At 64.3% G+C, this 17,375-nt stretch carries 18 protein-coding genes and 2 pseudogenes; 12 read left to right on the forward strand and 8 right to left on the reverse strand.

Going from position 1 to position 17,375, the window contains the following annotated elements:
• Nucleotides 1–117 precede the first annotated feature (117 nt).
• Nucleotides 118–522 (forward strand): hypothetical protein, encoded by a 405-nt coding sequence (locus tag AC0Z6F_RS00350; RefSeq protein WP_012511282.1) that lies wholly within the window; start codon nucleotides 118–120, stop codon nucleotides 520–522.
• Here AC0Z6F_RS00350 and AC0Z6F_RS00355 read toward each other — a convergent pair.
• Nucleotides 516–845 carry a hypothetical protein gene (locus AC0Z6F_RS00355; protein ID WP_006371559.1) on the reverse strand — a complete coding sequence of 110 codons (330 nt, stop codon included), beginning with the start codon at nucleotides 843–845 and terminating at the stop codon, nucleotides 516–518. The two genes, AC0Z6F_RS00350 and AC0Z6F_RS00355, sit on opposite strands and share 7 nt — an antisense overlap.
• Before the next feature lie 569 nt (nucleotides 846–1,414).
• Between AC0Z6F_RS00355 and AC0Z6F_RS00360 the strand changes: the two genes are divergently transcribed.
• Nucleotides 1,415–1,789: a hypothetical protein gene (locus tag AC0Z6F_RS00360; protein ID WP_012511283.1), complete on the forward strand. Its 375-nt coding sequence runs from the start codon at nucleotides 1,415–1,417 to the stop codon at nucleotides 1,787–1,789.
• Nucleotides 1,790–1,834: 45 nt separating this feature from the next.
• Here AC0Z6F_RS00360 and AC0Z6F_RS00365 read toward each other — a convergent pair whose 3' ends face one another.
• A complete protein-coding gene (locus AC0Z6F_RS00365) occupies nucleotides 1,835–2,170 on the reverse strand; it encodes a DUF6984 family protein (protein WP_006371662.1) in 336 nt (111 codons plus the stop codon).
• Nucleotides 2,171–2,390: 220 nt separating this feature from the next.
• On the opposite strand from AC0Z6F_RS00365, the pseudogene AC0Z6F_RS00370 reads away from it, so the two are divergent.
• A pseudogene (locus AC0Z6F_RS00370) lies at nucleotides 2,391–2,652 on the forward strand (IS3 family transposase); the annotation flags it as partial.
• 37 nt (nucleotides 2,653–2,689) lie between these two features.
• On the opposite strand, the gene AC0Z6F_RS00375 reads toward AC0Z6F_RS00370, so the two are convergent.
• Together AC0Z6F_RS00375 and AC0Z6F_RS00380 are read right to left on the reverse strand one after the other, a co-directional pair.
• Nucleotides 2,690–3,265, reverse strand: coding sequence for a hypothetical protein (locus AC0Z6F_RS00375; RefSeq protein ID WP_232273975.1), 576 nt, complete (start codon nucleotides 3,263–3,265; stop codon nucleotides 2,690–2,692).
• Nucleotides 3,266–3,269: 4 nt separating this feature from the next.
• A complete protein-coding gene (locus tag AC0Z6F_RS00380) occupies nucleotides 3,270–8,012 on the reverse strand; it encodes an RHS repeat-associated core domain-containing protein (RefSeq protein ID WP_485616516.1) in 4,743 nt (1,580 codons plus the stop codon).
• A 308-nt stretch (nucleotides 8,013–8,320) separates the two neighbouring features.
• On the opposite strand from AC0Z6F_RS00380, the gene AC0Z6F_RS00385 reads away from it, so the two are divergent.
• The gene (locus AC0Z6F_RS00385; RefSeq protein ID WP_485616515.1) at nucleotides 8,321–9,262 is read left to right on the forward strand and encodes an aspartyl protease family protein; all 942 of its coding nucleotides are present in this window, start codon (nucleotides 8,321–8,323) and stop codon (nucleotides 9,260–9,262) included.
• A gap of 1 nt (nucleotide 9,263) precedes the next feature.
• Here the strand turns inward: AC0Z6F_RS00385 and AC0Z6F_RS00390 are convergent, their stop codons facing one another.
• The gene (locus AC0Z6F_RS00390) at nucleotides 9,264–9,893 is read right to left on the reverse strand and encodes a cation efflux transmembrane domain-containing protein (RefSeq protein WP_197615458.1); all 630 of its coding nucleotides are present in this window, start codon (nucleotides 9,891–9,893) and stop codon (nucleotides 9,264–9,266) included.
• An 84-nt stretch (nucleotides 9,894–9,977) separates the two neighbouring features.
• On the opposite strand from AC0Z6F_RS00390, the gene AC0Z6F_RS00395 reads away from it, so the two are divergent.
• Entirely contained in the window at nucleotides 9,978–10,388 is a 411-nt protein-coding gene (locus tag AC0Z6F_RS00395) for a MerR family transcriptional regulator (RefSeq protein WP_485616514.1), read from the forward strand.
• A gap of 30 nt (nucleotides 10,389–10,418) precedes the next feature.
• Here the strand turns inward: AC0Z6F_RS00395 and arsH are convergent, their stop codons facing one another.
• Nucleotides 10,419–11,147: an arsenical resistance protein ArsH gene (gene arsH, locus AC0Z6F_RS00400; protein ID WP_006371763.1), complete on the reverse strand. Its 729-nt coding sequence runs from the start codon at nucleotides 11,145–11,147 to the stop codon at nucleotides 10,419–10,421.
• A 17-nt stretch (nucleotides 11,148–11,164) separates the two neighbouring features.
• Between arsH and AC0Z6F_RS00405 the strand changes: the two genes are divergently transcribed.
• From AC0Z6F_RS00405 to arsB, 3 genes are read left to right on the forward strand one after another with little or no spacing between them, the layout of a single operon-like run.
• On the forward strand, nucleotides 11,165–11,494 hold the full coding sequence (locus AC0Z6F_RS00405; RefSeq protein ID WP_485616512.1) for an ArsR/SmtB family transcription factor: 330 nt from the start codon (nucleotides 11,165–11,167) through the stop codon (nucleotides 11,492–11,494).
• A gap of 15 nt (nucleotides 11,495–11,509) precedes the next feature.
• On the forward strand, nucleotides 11,510–12,013 hold the full coding sequence (locus tag AC0Z6F_RS00410; protein WP_197615455.1) for an arsenate reductase ArsC: 504 nt from the start codon (nucleotides 11,510–11,512) through the stop codon (nucleotides 12,011–12,013).
• A gap of 14 nt (nucleotides 12,014–12,027) precedes the next feature.
• Nucleotides 12,028–13,062 carry an ACR3 family arsenite efflux transporter gene (gene arsB, locus AC0Z6F_RS00415; protein WP_485616564.1) on the forward strand — a complete coding sequence of 345 codons (1,035 nt, stop codon included), beginning with the start codon at nucleotides 12,028–12,030 and terminating at the stop codon, nucleotides 13,060–13,062.
• Nucleotides 13,063–13,126: 64 nt separating this feature from the next.
• On the opposite strand, the gene chrA is transcribed toward arsB, so the two are convergent.
• The gene (gene chrA, locus AC0Z6F_RS00420) at nucleotides 13,127–14,293 is read right to left on the reverse strand and encodes a chromate efflux transporter (protein ID WP_485616511.1); all 1,167 of its coding nucleotides are present in this window, start codon (nucleotides 14,291–14,293) and stop codon (nucleotides 13,127–13,129) included.
• A 256-nt stretch (nucleotides 14,294–14,549) separates the two neighbouring features.
• Nucleotides 14,550–14,864 (reverse strand): hypothetical protein, encoded by a 315-nt coding sequence (locus AC0Z6F_RS00425; RefSeq protein WP_485616510.1) that lies wholly within the window; start codon nucleotides 14,862–14,864, stop codon nucleotides 14,550–14,552.
• On the opposite strand from AC0Z6F_RS00425, the pseudogene AC0Z6F_RS00430 reads away from it, so the two are divergent.
• From AC0Z6F_RS00430 to AC0Z6F_RS00445, 4 genes and pseudogenes are all read left to right on the forward strand, one after another.
• A pseudogene (locus AC0Z6F_RS00430) lies at nucleotides 14,819–15,419 on the forward strand (TolC family protein); the annotation flags it as partial. The gene AC0Z6F_RS00425 and the pseudogene AC0Z6F_RS00430 sit on opposite strands and share 46 nt — an antisense overlap.
• 260 nt (nucleotides 15,420–15,679) lie before the next feature.
• Entirely contained in the window at nucleotides 15,680–16,027 is a 348-nt protein-coding gene (locus AC0Z6F_RS00435) for an RcnB family protein (protein ID WP_485616509.1), read from the forward strand.
• Nucleotides 16,028–16,099: 72 nt separating this feature from the next.
• Nucleotides 16,100–16,636 carry a Cif family virulence factor gene (locus AC0Z6F_RS00440; RefSeq protein WP_485616507.1) on the forward strand — a complete coding sequence of 179 codons (537 nt, stop codon included), beginning with the start codon at nucleotides 16,100–16,102 and terminating at the stop codon, nucleotides 16,634–16,636.
• Nucleotides 16,637–16,685: 49 nt separating this feature from the next.
• Nucleotides 16,686–17,312, forward strand: coding sequence for a hypothetical protein (locus AC0Z6F_RS00445; RefSeq protein WP_485616506.1), 627 nt, complete (start codon nucleotides 16,686–16,688; stop codon nucleotides 17,310–17,312).
• Nucleotides 17,313–17,375: the final 63 nt, after the last annotated feature.

The raw sequence follows: 17,375 nt of genomic DNA on the forward strand, positions 1-17,375 counted from the left end.
CCAGAGTACGCGGCAGTCAGCTCCATGGGCATGACTTAAATCAATCGTCTTCGGCCCCGCGCGGCAGGCGTTGTGGCAGCATGCGGCTTTCCGTGCAGCGGGCGTGTGACAACCCTCATGATGATGAACGATTTCCAGCAGCTGCTGCACGCCGCAGGCCAGCAGGCTGAACCGCAGCGCTTGCTGTTCGTATTCGTGCGCGCCGAGCTGCCCGAATCGCCCACCGACGACCAGCGCGACCGGCATGACCGCCGTGAGGGCGGCACCCTGTCGCCGGTGCTGTGCGTGGACAAGCTGCCAGCCGAGGTGCCCAGCTTCAAGGCGCTGGCCACCGAATCCACCACCACCGGCATCGACTGGGACCTGGTGTTCGTGGCGGCGCTGGACGGTCGCGCCGGTTTCGCTCCCAACAGCGATGAGGCCGCCCGCCCGCTGAAGCTGATGGTCAACGCCATCCATGACGGTCAGATCGGCCGCTTCGCCGCCTTCGACCGGGGCGGCGAGCCTGTTCAGTTCTATTGAGCCACCAGCTGCAGGGTCAGGAAGAAGATCACCAGCACGGTGTTCAGCCCCCAGGCCACGGTCAGCCCGCGCGCGGCCACGCCCAGGTTGGGGTTGTGCGCAGTAGGCGCCGCCCGCCACACCGCCGGGATGATCCAGCCGGTATAGAGCAGCAGTACGGCAAATACCCCCAGCAGCAGCGGGGTGCGCTGGTTGGCCAGCGCCCAGAGGGCTACCGCCCACAGAATGTTGCTGGGAATGACGCCCTGCAGCCAGAACACGCTCCAGAGCCGGGAACGACCCTGCGCGTCAGGTGCCGGGTGCAGGGAAGCAGTGGCGGTCATAAGTCTCCTTCAGTTTAGGAAACGTGCCGGACCAGCCTGCGCTTGGTGGCTGGGAACGTCAACCCGCGTCGCACGTCACGCTTTGGCGTCGGCGGGTCCCCGCCATGCTCGACTCAGGCCCCCGCGGAGCCTGTCGCCATCACCCCTTCCCACCCGCTTCCCTCCCTCGCCCAACCTCGACACCTGTCGCAGATTGCACGGTTCGGGCGGATCACCACGCCAGCCAGCGCTGGCAGTGCTTAACAGCGTGGGAGAATGCCGAAAGCGTCTCCAATCGAGCGATGTTTGCAACTCTTCTGATTGGCATTGCACAGCGCCAGGGGCTCAGATGGCGTGCCACCGGAAAAGGGTGGCCGGGCTTCGAACACCCGAGTTGATGTTGATGTATGCGCTTGCCAGCCGGCGTCACCTCAGCGTGGCGCCGGCTGGCAATCCGTCTGCCGGCTATGGCGGGCGGTGCGTGGGGGCTTCCGGGCCCGCCGGACTGACATCAACCCGGTGTTCGAACCACGTACCGCCCGCCACTTTTATGGGTGGCGGCTACCGATTGCCCTGCACGGAGCCTTGCCATGAACGAATCGGACTTCCCGCATCTGCACGCCTATCGCAGCACCGCCCACGACGACGGTTCGCCACAGGCTGTGCCCGCAGTGGACAGGAACACCTTCATTGCCAACCTCCATCGCATCGGCGTCGGTGCGGCGGCCGATGGCCAACCCTGGCCGGAGCGGCATCAGCTGCCCGGGCGCTGCCTGGCCCTGGCCGATGCCGATTGCGCGTTGAGCGGGTTGCGGGTAGTGCTGGAAATGCTGCTGGCGGCGGAGCGCACCCGGCAGAACGGCGAACCGGAGCAGTACGTGGGCGACCGGGTGATGGAGGGGTTGGTCATGGCTTGCCAGTCGTTGTGCGCGCAGGCGGAGGGGCGGTTGCAGCCCGAAGGGTGAACGCCAGGCGCAACGGCCTTCAGCGAGGAACGCTTTCAACAGACGTCAATGCTCGCTGAAAGCGCTTCTCAGATCGACGCCGATGATCGGAGAGAAGTCCACCTTGCACAGCTCCAGCTCGAAGAGTTGATCGTGATTATCCAGGCACAGGGTGACTCTCACCGGCACGCCGTCGGCATCGGCAAGCATGGCAGTGGCAATATCACTGCCGAAAAGCTGGGTCGTGCTGGACAGGAACACCACGCCCCCGAATCCGACGACCTCCACGTCCTCCACCTGGGCGAGCGCCAGATCCTTCAACAACCGTTCGGACAGTTCGGTCGTCTCAGGCAGCAGCCTGTGGATGAGAGAGACCTCGTCGGGGGTGAGGAATCTGGGCACGGGATGTCCTTCAGGGCACTGCACCCGCCATCGGCAGATGCTCGATCCGCCATGTCCTGGCGTAGATGAGAATGACGCTTCCGGTCGAGCTGGTCTCGAGACGGAAACACTTCAGGCCGGACAGCGGATAGCCGACCGCCTTCCAACGATCAAGAAGATCAGCAAGTCCCGGCTCGTTATCGTCAACCCTGGCGAACTCAATTCGCTCTTCACCCAGTAAAACTGGCAGAGCGTTCTGCGCGAGCAGACATCCTGTGCAGCATGAGCCGGATAGGAAACAGCCATGACAACGCATCGATGGAGAAGTTCTTCCAGCGACAGTAGCGGGAACATACAAAGCAGAGGATCTAAAGCAATCACGACGAGACACGCGCAAACGTCGCCCTGCACATCGAGATGTTCTAGAACCCAAGACAGCGCCACGGCTCCAGCGACGAGCCGCCCCAATAAAGTTCGAGACGCAGCAGGCACTTGGCGGCTGATGGCTACCCGGGAAACACTGGACGATTAACCTTTGGATCAGGCCCCGCCCAGCTTCTTAACATTCTTCTCCTTCACCACGTCCAGCATCGATTTGACCGCCTCAATTCCATGATTCAGGGCCACTATTAGAGAATCGCAAAGTTTCAGATCATGATCATCCAACGCCGGGACTAGTTCCTTCAGCAACTTCAGCGCTAGATCCGTCTTCCCCAATAGCGCCAATGCAGTTGCATGATTGATATGAGCGTGAGCACCTCTCAAGCCCCGCGTCTCAAGAAATGATGCAAATTCCATCAAGGTCATTGAAGACTTCGCTTCAATAACGTTTCGCAGCTCGATCGATGAAAGAATGCTCTCAACCACATCATCGTCTGCCATTTGATCCCTTCCGATAAACGGCCGATCCGCGATTCGGCTGCTGTAGGAAAGATGCGGCCCAAAGGAGTCAAACAATGGAAATACAAAATTCCATACATAGAGCCCCCTTGGGACGAACTCCAGAACAATTCCTTGTGCCACATAGTCATAGTCACTTCGGAAAAAATATCCGCTTGACCCGCCGATCAGGCCGGACCTTTTCCGCAGAAGGCTGCAAATGTATCGCTTGTTCATCTTATCAACGGCCTTCAGGCTTAAGTTCCACCACGAGAGTTCCCTCGGGGAGATTCTTGACGTACTTATTGTACTGATCCCAGGAGATGTAAGCCCAACCAGTCTTCAGATCGAAGATGGCTTGAGGTGCATCAACTGGGCCGTACACAGCGTCCGCCCGTGAGGACCCCGGGTACCCATACCTAACAACCCTACGGCCAGCGTAGCTCACCTCAGTCGCATACTGAGACGTCGGGCATGTGGTATCCACCAGGCGCTTGAACTCACTATGGATGAGCGTTCCGCGTATCCAAGGCAGTGAGCAACGCCATCCACAGGTGGCGTCAATGGTGGACGCTGCTTGGTTTGCCAGCCTCTGGAGCCGATTTCCGACCGCCTGCAACTCCGGTGAAACAGGTACGGCCTGAGGTATGTATTTTTTATCGGCCAAGCCTAGCGGATCGACACGGCCAGTGGGATCTCCGCTTCCATACGCGAACGAGTTCAGTCCACCCATCAACCCAATCGGATCGCTCTGGGTATACCGCCCCACTGCCGGGTCGTATTCCCTCCGATAGTTGTAGAACAGCCCACTCGCATCCGTCGCCTGTTGGCCCGGGAATCGCAGCGCCAACTCGAATGCCACGCCATCGCCGTCCGGGTCGGTACTCGGAATCTGGTTGCCGAACACCTCGCTCTTGTTGCTCCACTCCCAGATCGCCACATCGCGCGCCGGGTCGATCACCACGCGCGGCGTACCCAGATGGTCCGGCTGGATGTAGGCCAACTCCGGCACACCTGCGCTTGGCACGCTGATCAGCGCCACCGGGTAGTTGTCCAGCCAGATGGCCTGCTGCTGCGCCTGGCCCGTGGCCGAGTAGTTGCCCAGCCACTGCCCTGCTTCGTTATACAGGGTGATCTGTGCAGCGCCACCAGCCGGGGTGCGCAGCACGCGCTCGCCGCGATGGTTGTAGGCGTAGCTTTCCAGTACGGCGTTGCCTTGCTTCACCGCGTTCATGCGGTTGGCATCGTTGTAGATGAACGTCTTGCCGCCGATGCTGGTGGTGTTGCCCACCGCGTCATGGTTGCGCGCTTCACCATCCACCGCAGTCAGGCGATGACTGGTTGCGGGATAGGTGTAGCTGGCAGTGCCCGCCGAAGTGGTCAGCGCGGTGCGATTGCCGGTGGCGTCGTAGGCATAGGTTTCAATCGGCGTGCCGGTCGCACCGTCCTGGGTCTGGGTCAGGCGACCCAGCGCGTCGTAGGCGTACTTGGCCAGTACCGTCGAGCCAGTGCCGTTCTTCAGCTCGGTGATCGAACCGACCGGATCATAGCCGTAGCCCAGCGACAGGCCATCTGCGGCCGGGTCATGTACCGCCTGCGGGCGGTAGTCCAGATCCAGCGGACGCTGCAGCTGGCGGCCATTGCCGTAGGTCCAGCCGGTCGCCGGACCGAAGGCTGCATAGCTCACGTTGTTCACCACGATCTGGCGCGCCTGGCCGGGCCGGGTCAGGCCGATCTGGCTGATGCGGCCCTGGATATCACGCACGTAGTCGGCCACGCTGCCGTCGGGGTAGGTCAACGCAGTCAGACGGCCCGACTTGCTGTAGGCGTAGCGCAGCGTGCTGGCCACACCATTGACGGTCTGCACCTTGCGGGTGACCTGACCGAAGCGGTCATGGCAGTACTGGGTGCTGCCGTTGGCATGCAGCACCTGCCCCAGCCGCCCCTTGGCGAAGCGCTCGTCGGCGGCGCAGGCCGCTGGCGCCACGTCATAGCTGTAGCCTACGTCCAGATTGGGGTCCGGATAGGCGACTCCGATCAAACGGTTCAGCGCATCGTAGTGATAGGTGGCGGTGACGCCGCGCGCGTCGGTAGCGGCCTTGCGATTGCCTGCCGCGTCCACGGTGTAGCTGCTGGCGCCACTGTCCGGGCTGACCTGTCCGGTCAGATCACCGAAGCCGTTGTAGGCGTAGGTGGTGTGCAGGCCCTTCGGATCAGTGACCTGGGTGACCTGGTCCAGCGCGTTGTACTGGCTGCGGATCTCCGCCGCCACGCCGCCGGCATCCTGCAGGGTCTGGGCCAGGCGGTTCAGCGGGTCGTACTGCTGGCTGGTCACGCGCTGCAGGGCGTCGGTGATCGTCTGGGGGTTGCCGTTGGCATCGTAGGCAAAGCCGGTAGCATGATTGCCGGCGTCCTTCAGCGCGGTCAGCTGACCGAGCGTGTTGAACGTCCGTGCCAGGGTACGGCGCAGGGTACCGCCTGCATCGAGCGTCTCTTCCTTGAGGCGATTGCCGGCATTGTCCAGCGTGTAGTGAATCGTGTTGCCCGCGTTGTCCTCGATATCGGTCAAGCGCAGCGCCGCATCGTAGACATAGGAAACGCTGCTGCCGTCGGGCTCGGTGATCTGTTGCACCTGGCCGGTCGGCCAGTAGCTGATCTGGGTGACCCGATTCTCGGCAGTGGTCGCGCCGCGCACGGTGATGGAGGTCGGCCAGCCGCGGGGATGGTAGGTGTAATCAGTCACCACGCCGTTGGCGTCCTTGACCGACAACGGCCGCCCGAACGCGTCGTAGGCCGAGGTCTCGACCGTCTGGCCCAGCGCATTGGTCACGCTGCGCAGGTCGCCCTTGCGATAGGTGCAGGCACCTCCGGTCGCGCACCCTGCATCATCCGCCGAGTAATAGGCATAGGTAACGTCATCGGCCACATCCGTGCGCGGGCCATCCACATTCTTCAGCAGCCCCTCCACCGGGCAGCTGCCTGCCGCTGCCACATCAGCGGCTTCGCAGTACGTGTAGCTGGTGATGCGCGTCTGACCGGAAGCGGTGTCGGTCACCGTGTTGGTTGTCGGCTGACGCCGGGTATTGAAGGACGTTCGGGTTTCACGATTGCCGATGCGGGTGGTCAGTACCGCATTGGTTTCGACGTCGCGCGCGGTGGTCACCACCCGCTGTTCGGGCAGGCCGACCGCTTCGGTCACGGTATGGATGCTGACGGCACGACCGCTCACCGGGTCGGTGCCCTGCGCATAGGTGCGCTTGGTCTGGATGCCGCGACGATCAGTGTAGGTATCCAGACGCCGGCGGAAGTCGACACTCTGGTCGTAGTAGGTTCGGCTGACGGTTCCCTGCGAATCGGTCAGGCCGGTCACCTTGCGCGACGGCGCGGTGTCGCCGCCGGGTGTCAGGGTGTAGTCGGTCTGCCGCCCAAGCGCGTCAGTCACGACCGCACCGCCGTTGGGGCTGTAGGCGAGCGTCACACCATCGGCACCGCCGGCGTGCTGACTGGAAATGACGCGACCGTCGGAATCATAGGTAAAAGTGCTGTAGCGACGCCCGTCTTCCGCGGTGATACCCGTCAGGTGCTGGGGGAAATCCTGATTCTCGTAGTGATACGTGCGCACACCGCCACCCGCATAGGTCACCGTGGCAACCTGGTTCTGCGGCGTGTAGGTATAGGTGACGAGCGCAATGCCTTCGACCAGTACCGAACTGATCAGCGCCTCATAGTCGTTGGACTGGTAGACGAACTCCAGCGTGCGGCCACTGCTGTGGGTGACGGCCGCAAGGCGGTCGCTGTCATCGTAGATATAGGTCAGCGACGTGCCATCCGGGAAGCGCTTGGTGATCAGACGCCCGTCCGCGCCGAAGGTCGAGATGGAACCCGCCGAATACAGCGTCCAGTTACCGTTCTGGACGAGACGATCACCACTGTCGTCGTCCGCCTCATAGGCTTGGCCGATCTTCTTGAATGCCCGTTGGAAACCGGTGCTTTCAATGATGCCCACACTGTCAGCGCCATCCAGTGCCAGGTGGGCGCCCAGCGAATGGGTCCAGCCATAACCGAAGCCACCGGAGGACGTGGAAATGCCGGAGTGATAGAAACGCGTCAGTGCGATCCAGCCAAGATCGAAGTCCGGCGCAATCTCATACTTCTCGCCCGTTTTAACATCACATGGGTTGCCGACATTGCCGTCGCAGGTACCGCCGTTGGAGGCCGGGTCATTGTCGGGAATCGGACTCATGTTCGCCGCTGTTTCGTTGCGGGACATGGGGCAGCTACCGTTGCCGCCGTCCTCGTCGCACTTCTGCGACTTCGAGGTGATGGTCGCAACGAATTCTTCGCTGACGCAGGCGTTGTGCTTGTTGGACCACTGCGTGAAGGGGATCGGGCAGTTCAAGCGTCGCATGCGAGCAAGCCCTGTCGTTCCTGCGTCGAAGGGCACGCACGGAGACTCCGCCGAATTGCTGCCCAGCATGCCGGTGACCCGGTACTCCCTGACCTCCGAAATTCCGTCCATCCCTGGAGCAGTTGGGCCCCATTCTCCTTCCGGCACAGCAGTTTCCCCAGGACACTGGGGATTGATGTCCTGCAAGTCTGCAATGAGCGCTTCCAGCACTTCCTCTTCGGACAGGAAGCCACCATCACCCGCGCCGTAGTAGGTCCAGTCAGGGTCGGATGGCTGCGTCTTTCCCATCCAGTAGGTAATCGACGTGTTTCCGTTCAAGTCCACGACTTTCGACTTGATCTTGTCGACGTACTGCCAGCCGAACTGGAACTCCGGCGGGAAGGGGCTGGGCGCCGGCAGGTTCTTGATGGCGGCCACCGCCGCCTGCTGGGTCTTGTACTGGGTCGCATCGCCACCGGGCTGCGAAATACGCCAGGTGATCTTGCTTTCCTGCGCCTGTACAACAGCCGGCGCAATGCAGCCAACGGCAACGATCGCCAGCACGGCACACAAAATGGTCTTCAGTCGTTCCAACATCCCTGTTCTCCTTCCTGGACGAACACAGCGCCGGCGGGAACGAGAACGCGGGGGTAGAGCCCCATCACGTCATGCTTCGGATCGTCCCTGGTCCGGAATGCGGCAGTGCCACATGCCGCCTTTATCGTTGAAGACGGTGACATATTCAAGTCAAGGCCCGCGACATCCGTCACATTTCCACCCGCGCGGATTCCAGATCCAGCCGATTACCGCGACAGCTTTCGGAGCAGCCTGCGGGCAGGAAACACCTGCAACCGCCTGCATCCCTCACGCATCAGAAGATCCATGGACACCCATGGAACAGGATCATGAGGCGCATTCCCCCGCATCGCCGTACCGCACTCGGCACTCGCCGTTGGCGCAGCACTGCCATCGCCATCCTCACTCTGCTGACGCTTCCCGTGGCCACCCTCGCCTCACCCGTGGCGGATAGCACCTGTACCCTCCCCGCCCGCCCGGGCGAGCGCATCATCGACGTTCCCTTTGACGTCATCGACGGGCGCATCCATGTGCAGGTGCAGGTCAACGGCAGCGGCCCGTACCGCTTCGCCATCGATACCGGCGCCAGCGGCATGGCCCGCGCGGACAGCCGTCTGGTGCGGAAACTGGCGCTACCCGCGGACGCCAGCACCCGCCACTCCGACGGCGTGCAGACAGCGCAGGCCGACACAGTGCGCATCGACGCCCTGGCGCTCGACGGGCTGCGCCACAGCGACGTGACCGCGCTCACCCGCGACTACAACGCACGGCAATCCAAAGACGCAGTGTTCGACGGCATCCTTGCGCGCGGATTCTTCGCTGATGGCGTGCTGATCATCGACTACCCGCAACGGCGCCTGCAGTTCCGCCGCGACATCGATCTCCTGCCCGCGCAACCAGACACGCTGGCCTATGCACGCGCCTTCCGCATCCCGGTGAAGATTGGAGCAGTCAGCACGGAGGCGCAGCTGGACACCGGCGCCAACGTCGCGATGGTGCTGCCCACTGCACTCTTCCGGCAGGCCGCCGGTACCGCAGTGACCACCGGGGATCGACTGACCCTCAGTCACGGCGAGGTCGATGGCGGACGCGCACGGCTGGATGCCACCGTATTGATTGGCGGCCTGGCACTGCAGGGGCTGCACGTACGGGTGTCCGACCGCTATCCCGAAGCGGTGGTGGGCGCCCATGCGCTGCAGGAAGCGGTGGTGCTGATCGATCAGCGCAGCCAACAGGTGGCGATCTGCCCAAGCAGGCACCACCGCAACTGAGTCACTGTCGGCGTGCTGCCCGCCATGCCGGCCACGCTTCAGCGATCACGCCCACTGCCGACCTCAGGAACAACAGGGCGATCACTGCACCGACGACAATGTCCGGCCAGCCGCGCCCGGTCATAGCCACGCCACCTGCGGCCACCAGCACGCCCAGGTTCGCGGCCACGTCATTGAGCGAGCACTCGAACGTGCTCTTCATGTTGATGTTCAACCTGCGGAAACGCCATAGCAGCGCCAGGCAGGTGAGGTTCGCCACCAGGGCAATGCCACCGAACACCAGCATCAGTGTGCTGGACGGTGGCACGCCGTTGACCAGCTTTCCGGCCACTTCGAACACGATGAACACGAAGAAGGCCAGGATCAGCAGGCCCTTGGCCAGCGCCGCGCCCGCTTCCCAGCGCGCGCCCCGGTTTACCGCCCACAGGCTCAGGCCATAGACGATGGCATCGCCCAGCATGTCGACCGCATCGGCCTGCAGGGCACTGGATCGCGCGGCAAGGCCCGCGCCGAACTCGATGAAGAACATCGCCAGGTTGATCGCCAGCACCGCCACCAGCACCCGCCGCTGGGCGCTGTGCAGCGCTATCGATGCCAGCTCCTGGCGTTTGTGGCCGCAGCACTGGTCCATGGGGGCGCTCCGCCGGGCGTGCCCGGGCTTGAAATGAAAGGGAGCTGCCTTTATCAACCTTGTAGCCCCTACAAGGTCAAGCCCATGACAGCCCCACTCACCATCGGCCAGTTGGCCCGCCAGACAGGCACCAAGGCAGAGACCATCCGCTATTACGAAAAGATCGGCCTGCTGCAGCCGCCGCTGCGTTCGCAGGGCAACTACCGCTGCTACGACGCACAGGACCAACGGCGGCTGGCATTCGTGCTCCGTGCGCGCGAGCTGGGGTTCGCCATCGAGCGGATCCGCGAACTGATCGCCTTCGGCGAGCAACGCGAGCACCAGTGCAGTTCGGTGGATGACGTGGTGAAGGCACACATTGCCGACATCGCGCGCAGGATTGCCGACCTGCAAGCGCTGCAGGGTGAACTGCAGCGGATGATCGGCAACTGTCCCGGCGGGCGCGTGGCCGATTGCCGGGTGCTGGAAGCCCTGCAGCCTGCGCCGGCTACCTGAACTGGAATCGTGCGCGATTCGGCATCTCCCTCAGACGCCGGTCGCTCCCGCCGCCCGCGCCAGCTCCACCGCCAACGCATCGCCCTTGCGCTCGCTGTAACGGTCCACGAGGTAGTCGGCGCGGCCGCGGGTGAGCAGCGTGAACTTCACCAGTTCTTCGACCACATCCACCACACGATCGTAGTAGGGCGAGGGCTTCATCCGTCCGTCTTCGTCGAACTCCTGCCAGGCCTTGGCCACCGACGACTGGTTGGGAATGGTCAGCATGCGCATCCAGCGGCCCAGCACCCGCAGCGTATTGACCGTGTTGAACGACTGCGAACCGCCGCAGACCTGCATCACCGCCAGCGTCCTGCCCTGGGTCGGCCGCACGCTGCCGTCTTCCAATGGCAGCCAGTCGATCTGGTTCTTGAACACGCCGGTGACCGTGCCATGCCGCTCCGGGCTGACCCACACCTGCCCTTCCGACCACTGCGACCATTCGCGCAGCCGCTGCACTTCCGGATGCCCCTTGTCCACGCTGTCCAGCAGCGGCAAGGCATGCGGATCGAACACACGCGTTTCACAGCCCAGATGCTGCAGCAGGCGTTCGGCCTCCAGTGCCAGCTTGCGGCTGAACGATTGCGGTCGCAGTGAGCCGTACAGCAGCAGGATGCGTGGCGGTCCCTGGCGTTCGGCCGCCAACCTCTGGTGATCAGGCTGGGGAAGCGAGGCTTCCCTCAGATGGGGCAACGAAGGACTTGTGATCGGCTTATTCATTCGACTATTCTAGAAATATGGAAACATCAAATGCAATCGTCGCGCTCACCGCACTCGGCCACGCCACCCGCTTGGCAGCCTTCCGCCTGCTGGTCGAAGCCGGCCCGGCCGGTCGCATGGCGGGCGACATCGCCGCAGCCCTCCAGGTCCCACCTGCGACCCTGAGCTTCCACCTGAAGGAGCTGGTACAGGCCAGCCTGGTCGAGAGCGAGAGCCAGGGCCGCCACGTCTGCTACCGCGCCAACTTCAACGCAATAACCGGCCTGATCGAGTACCTCACGCACAACTGCTGCGCCGGTTCGCCCAGCGAACAGTGCACGCCGTCGGGCAATCCCTGCAGCTGCTGATTCGGAGACGCCATCATGTCCCGCTCCATCCTGTTTCTCTGCACCGGCAACAGCGCCCGCAGTGTGCTGGCCGAAGCCACCCTGCGCGCATGGGGCGGCGGCCGCTTCACGGCCTACAGTGCCGGCAGCCACCCGACCGGCCAGGTCAATCCGTTCGCGCTTGCACAGCTGCGCGCGGAAGGCATTCCGGTGGCGGGACTGCGCAGCAAATCCTGGGATGAGTTCGCCGACGCGGCTCCGATGGATCTGGTGATCACCGTCTGCGATGCGGCGGCAGCGGAAGCCTGCCCGGTGGTGTTCGGTGATTTCATCCGCAGCCATTGGGGTCTGCCGGACCCGGCCGCGGTAGAGGGCAGCGATGCCGACAAGGCTGCCGCCTTCGCCCACGCGCATGCCATCGTGAAGGCACGCGTGCAGGCCCTGCTGGCGCTGCCCGGGCACGTGTGGCAGGACCGCGGAATGCTGCAGCAGGCGCTGGACCAGATCGGCCATCTGCTGCCGGCAGCGCGCACGCCATGAGCACAGCGGCACCCATGGGCCTGTTCGAGCGCCACCTGACGCTCTGGGTCGCGCTGTGCATCATCGTCGGCACGCTGCTCGGGCACTTCCTGCCAGGTGCTTTCGCCTCCCTGGCGGCGGCTGAAGTGGCCAAGGTCAACCTGCCGGTGGCGGTGCTGATCTGGCTGATGATCATCCCGATGCTGCTGAGGGTGGATTTCGGTGCGATGCGCCAGCTGGGCCAGCACTGGAAAGGCATCGGGGTGACGCTGTTCATCAACTGGGCGGTGAAGCCATTCTCGATGGCGCTGCTGGGCTGGCTCTTCCTGCGCCACGTCTTTGCGGACTGGCTGCCCGCCGGCCAGATCGACAGTTACATCGCCGGCCTGATCCTGCTGGCCGCCGCGCCGTGCACGGCCATGGTGTTCGTATGGAGCAACCTGTGCCGCGGCGATGCCAACTTCACACTGAGCCAGGTGGCACTGAACGACGCGATCATGGTGGTGGCCTATGCGCCGGTGGTGGCGCTGCTGCTGGGGCTGTCGGCCATCACCGTACCGTGGGATACGTTGCTGCTGTCGGTCGGCCTGTACATCGTGGCGCCGGTGCTGGTGGCCGCGATGCTGCGGCGCTGGATCCTGTCGCGCCATGGCGAATCCGGGCTGCAGACGGCGCTGCGCCAGCTGGGGCCACTGTCACTGTCGGCGCTGCTGCTGACGCTGGTGCTGCTGTTCGGGTTCCAGGGCCGGCAGATCGTGCAGCAGCCGCTGGTGATTGCGTTGATCGCGGTCCCGATCCTGATCCAGGTCTATTTCACCTCCGGCCTGGCCTACCTGCTCAACCGGCGCTTGGGTGTGGCGCATTGTGTGGCCGGGCCGTCGGCACTGATCGGCGCCAGCAACTTCTTCGAACTGGCGGTTGCGACGGCCGTGGGCCTCTTTGGTGTGCATTCGGGGGCGGCACTCGCCACGGTCGTCGGCGTCCTGATCGAGGTGCCGGTGATGCTCTCTGTAGTGCGTATGGTGAACCGTACGGAATCCTGGTACGGAAAGCGCGACCTGCACCGATAACGCAATCTGTCCCGCAGGGCGACGTCTGCGGCAAGTGGACCCACTCGGACACTACGCGCCATGATCACCCCAATCGCTGCAGGAGCGTTGCCGCAAGCACGCACCACAGCACAACCCATACTGCAGAAATCCTGAGCGCGGCAAGCATTGCGAATCCGGCGGCGACAATCGCGAAATCGACCGGGCCACGTATGCCTTGCGTCCATACCGGATCATGCAATGCGGCCGCCAGCAGACCGACCACCGACGCCCCGATGCCAGCCATCGCACGCGCCGCCGATGGCCGCTGTGCCCACTGGTTCCAGAACGGCAGTACTGCCAGCAGCAACAGGAACCCCGGCAGGAACATGGACAGCAGCGCGAGCAGCGCAGCGGCCGCACATGGTGCGCTCACCGGCACTTCCGCCCCCAGGTACGCGGCCAGCGAGAACATCGGGCCCGGCATGGCCTGCGCGGCGCCATAGCCGGCCAGGAACCGATCCTGGCTGACCCAGCCCGGCTCAACCATTGCCTGCTGCAGCAGCGGAAGCACTACGTGGCCGCCCCCGAAAACCAGTGCCCCGGATTCATAGAATGCCGCAGCGATGCCCGGCAACGTCGGTGCACCGGACCGTGGCAGCAGCCAGCTCGTACCCAGACCAAGCGCGAACAGCACCAGCGCGATCGACGCGCCGCGCACGCCGTAACGCAGCGGGAACGTCACCGCTGGCGGCAGCTGCACGCGTTGGCCCAGGCCCAGGCCGAGCACGCTGCCGAGAGCGATCGCAGCCAGTTGTCCCCAGGCCCTGCCGGTGAGCAGGATCACGCCCAACGCACCGCAGGCAATCAACGCACGCGGCAGGTCCGGCGTCAGCTGCCGGATCATGCCCAGCAGTCCGTGCGCGACCACGGCAACTGCCACCAGCTTCAGGCCGTGCACGAGGGCGGCGCCGACACCGCCGTCCAGGCGTAGCGCGATCGCGCCAAAGCCCAGCATCAGCAGCGCCGATGGCAGCGTGAACCCGATGAATGCGGCCATTGCGCCGCGCCAGCCCGCACGGAGCAGACCCAATGCAAAACCCAGCTGGCTGCTGGCTGGACCGGGCAGGAACTGGCAGACAGCCAGCAGCTGCGCGAACTGTCGATCGTCCAACCAGTGTCGGCGCTGTACGAATTCGCTACGGAAGTAGCCCAGGTGGGCGACAGGGCCGCCGAACGAAGTCAGGCCAAGGCCAAGAAAGGCACGGAACACCTCAACGGCGCTACCTGTCAGACGGAGGCTCGATGCTGGATTGCGGTGTGGCATGGCAGTGGCTTCCGTTCAGCAGGGAATGCAGTACACGCGGCGGGCAAACTCATGACAATCACGGACCGGTGCCTCGGTGGCCAGGCTCCGCGCGGCCAGCACGCTCATGCCGCAATGGTACTGAACAGCATGCGCGCGGCGTGACAGACCCGATCCCATTGCGCGCGCCCCGCAGACCGCATGCACCGGCATCGGCCGACCCTCAGCTCTTCGCTGCCGACGGCGGTTGCCCGCCCGGGCGCGCAGCGAAGTACCGCGGCTGCCGCCAGCGCCCGAACGACAACCCCGTTTCCCGCTCGATCAAGCGCGTCAGCGTGCGTTCGCCCAATGCCAATCGCGCAGCCCACTGCCGGATGGTGCTGCGATCTCCCGGATCGGCCGCCAGCGCCTCGGCCAGCGCCTGCACCTTCGGATGACGGCTGACCGGCAGATACAGCTGTTCGGCCGGCATCTGCACAAGCTCGTCCAGCAGCACACGCGCTTGCTGCGGCGCCCAGCGTGTCACTGGCTTTCGCATCAAACCGGGATGCCGCCTACGGCCCGGCACAGCCACTGGACCGCTGGTGGCAGCTGTGACCCGCAGCTTGACGACTATGTCCGTGAGGCGTTGGCCGCCAACAGCGACCTGCGCGCCGCAGATACCAACCTCCGGCGTGCCAGCGCAGCGGTGCTTGAATACCGCGCGCGGGGTTCGGTGCAGTGAAGTGGAGGGCTCGGGCACGCTCACCCATGCCGGCGGGTACACCCAACCATCAACGCCCCCATACGTATGTGCCGGGGATCCGACTGCCCTACCCGCTCGACCTCGCAGGCGGCATCCGGCGCGGCATCGAGGCCACCCGCGCCGATGCCGAAACCGTGGCCGCTGCGAGCGATCAGGTGCGCGTGGTCGTTGTCGCAGCGGTCACCCGCGCCTACATGAGCACATGTTCAAGCAACCACCCTTGCAGCGACGCAACAGGTGCTGGCAACCCAGCGCGCAACCCTCGACGCCACCCGCCGTCTGGCCGCTGGCGGCCTCGGGACGGACTTCGATGTCAGCCTCGCGGCGGCCGCCGTCAATCGCAGCGCTGGCAGATGCCGCGTCAACGCTGGCCGCCTCGCGCGCAACGGGTTGAGCGCCAGGTCGATCTCTTCCTGTCCCTGGGCGGTGGCTGGGTGCAGAACGACAAAACAGCGCAGGCGACCCGATGAGGGCCGCCACCGCTGGCCGTGCCCGGGTGTGCCGGCTTCCATTCATGAATGCGGGCCCGGCATGCCGTATTCATTCACATGGCCTGCCCTATATTCCGGCTCACAGCGCCGCGTGCTGCGGCCGGTTGGAGACACGTCATGAAAGCCGCACGTTTACCCGTCATCGCATTGACCACGGCTGCCGCGCTGGCCGCGGCACCCGCCTTCGCCGATCCGCCGCACCATGCGCGCGGCAACGGGCCACCGCCGCACGCCGGTGGCCCGCACAACCGTGATGCACCGCCGCCGGGCTGGCAGAAGAAGGCCTGGCGTCGCGGTGAGCGCCTGCCATGGGCGGAAGTGGACCGCCGTTACTGGGTGGATGACTATGCGCGCTACCACCTGCGCGAGCCGGGCCGCGACCAGCGTTGGGTCCGGCAGTCCGATAGCGAGTACCTGCTGGTGGAGATTGCTACTGGGTTGATCATCGACGCGCTGCATCGTTGAATGAGGGGATGCGCCGGGGCGCTGATGTAACGAAATGCCCCGGCAGCATCCCCTTGTCCCCGGAAGCTGCAGATGCAGACATCAAGAGCACCACTCGCCCTCCTCGCGCTTCTGCTGTCAGCGTCGCCAGGCCATGCCGGCAACAACAGTCCAGCCCACAGTCCAGCCGATGGAAAAGCCATCGAACAGGTGGTCGAATCGTTCCGCACCTCGCTGATCAACAAGGACAAGCCGACCTACATGGGCCTGTTCTTCTCGGACAAGGCGGAAGACATCGGCTGGCAGGTCGTTTCCGAGGATGTGCGCCTGCAGGACATCCGCAAGGCCAAGCCCGATGCGATCAAGGCACGGCAGATTCCTGCCAACAACTTCATTGCGCTGATCGACGGGGCCGTTGCCTCACCGAAACCGACGGAGGAGAAATTCTCCAACACGAAGATCGAGACCGATGGCGATGTGGCCTCGGTGTCGTTTGACTACAGTTTCCACGACGATGGTGTGAAGACGAACTGGGGCAAGGAAATGTGGCAGCTGGTCCGCACCGAGCGGGGTTGGAAGATCTTCTCGGTGATCTACTCCATGCGCGATTCACGCAGCCCGGCCGGATGAGTGATCTGTCAGACTGGTGCCTGTCGTTCCTCCAGACCCGTCAGACCCGATGACCCAGATCGCCGATCTCAGCGCCGACCAGCTCGCCCACCACGCGCTCAACATCTTCATCGCCCAGGGCCGTCACGTGGAAGGCGCACGGGTGATCTACCGGGCCTTGCAACTGGATCCACACCATCCCGGCGCGCTGCGCTGCCTGAGCGATTTCCTTGCCCACGAGGGCACCGAACCGTTCGCAGCAGCCACGCTTGAGCACGCTCTGTCCGGCGCAGTTCCGCTGTCAGACGACGCGCGCCGGATGTTGGATGACCTGCGCTTCCTCGACATCTGGTCGTGGGGATTCTCCCGGCACGTCTCCGGCGAAGCCAACCTCAACGGCGATGCCTTCCAGCAGCGCGAGGACTTCGTCTTCGATGGCCCGGCCTATGCGGCCTTCCTCAACACGGTCACTGAGCCGGCCGGATCGCTGCAGGGCGCCTTCCAGGCGGCCGTCCGCATCTGCGGACTGATGTCCGGCCTGCTGCGCCATGCGGTGAAGGATAATCCGGCGTTCGATGACGTGCTGCGATCTTCCGCCTTCGTCGAGACCGAGGCGTACCCGGCATGGCTGGCCTCGCCGACTGATGAACTGGACACCCTCGACCAGGCCATCCAGGCGCAGCGCGAGGGCGGCTGAAGGAAAATCCAACGGGCGTCCGACGCTTTCCCGACGCGCGCCTGCACATGCTGCCAAGAGATC

The organism is Stenotrophomonas sp. 1L-E-5-B-C3 (assembly GCF_057292075.1).

Bases quoted from the DNA above. Each gene is read 5' to 3' on its own strand.
- AC0Z6F_RS00440 (WP_485616507.1), top strand. From the start codon at position 16,100: ATGCAGACATCAAGAGCACCACTCGCCCTCCTCGCGCTTCTGCTGTCA.
- AC0Z6F_RS00380 (WP_485616516.1), bottom strand. From the start codon at position 8,012: ATGTTGGAACGACTGAAGACCATTTTGTGTGCCGTGCTGGCGATCGTT.
- AC0Z6F_RS00385 (WP_485616515.1), top strand. From the start codon at position 8,321: ATGAGGCGCATTCCCCCGCATCGCCGTACCGCACTCGGCACTCGCCGT.
- AC0Z6F_RS00390 (WP_197615458.1), bottom strand. From the start codon at position 9,893: ATGGACCAGTGCTGCGGCCACAAACGCCAGGAGCTGGCATCGATAGCG.
- AC0Z6F_RS00445 (WP_485616506.1), top strand. From the start codon at position 16,686: ATGACCCAGATCGCCGATCTCAGCGCCGACCAGCTCGCCCACCACGCG.
- arsB (WP_485616564.1), top strand. From the start codon at position 12,028: ATGGGCCTGTTCGAGCGCCACCTGACGCTCTGGGTCGCGCTGTGCATC.
- AC0Z6F_RS00405 (WP_485616512.1), top strand. From the start codon at position 11,165: ATGGAAACATCAAATGCAATCGTCGCGCTCACCGCACTCGGCCACGCC.
- AC0Z6F_RS00360 (WP_012511283.1), top strand. From the start codon at position 1,415: ATGAACGAATCGGACTTCCCGCATCTGCACGCCTATCGCAGCACCGCC.
- AC0Z6F_RS00395 (WP_485616514.1), top strand. From the start codon at position 9,978: ATGACAGCCCCACTCACCATCGGCCAGTTGGCCCGCCAGACAGGCACC.
- AC0Z6F_RS00410 (WP_197615455.1), top strand. From the start codon at position 11,510: ATGTCCCGCTCCATCCTGTTTCTCTGCACCGGCAACAGCGCCCGCAGT.
- AC0Z6F_RS00350 (WP_012511282.1), top strand. From the start codon at position 118: ATGATGATGAACGATTTCCAGCAGCTGCTGCACGCCGCAGGCCAGCAG.
- AC0Z6F_RS00375 (WP_232273975.1), bottom strand. From the start codon at position 3,265: ATGAACAAGCGATACATTTGCAGCCTTCTGCGGAAAAGGTCCGGCCTG.
- AC0Z6F_RS00435 (WP_485616509.1), top strand. From the start codon at position 15,680: ATGAAAGCCGCACGTTTACCCGTCATCGCATTGACCACGGCTGCCGCG.
- AC0Z6F_RS00355 (WP_006371559.1), bottom strand. From the start codon at position 845: ATGACCGCCACTGCTTCCCTGCACCCGGCACCTGACGCGCAGGGTCGT.
- AC0Z6F_RS00425 (WP_485616510.1), bottom strand. From the start codon at position 14,864: ATGCGAAAGCCAGTGACACGCTGGGCGCCGCAGCAAGCGCGTGTGCTG.
- arsH (WP_006371763.1), bottom strand. From the start codon at position 11,147: ATGAATAAGCCGATCACAAGTCCTTCGTTGCCCCATCTGAGGGAAGCC.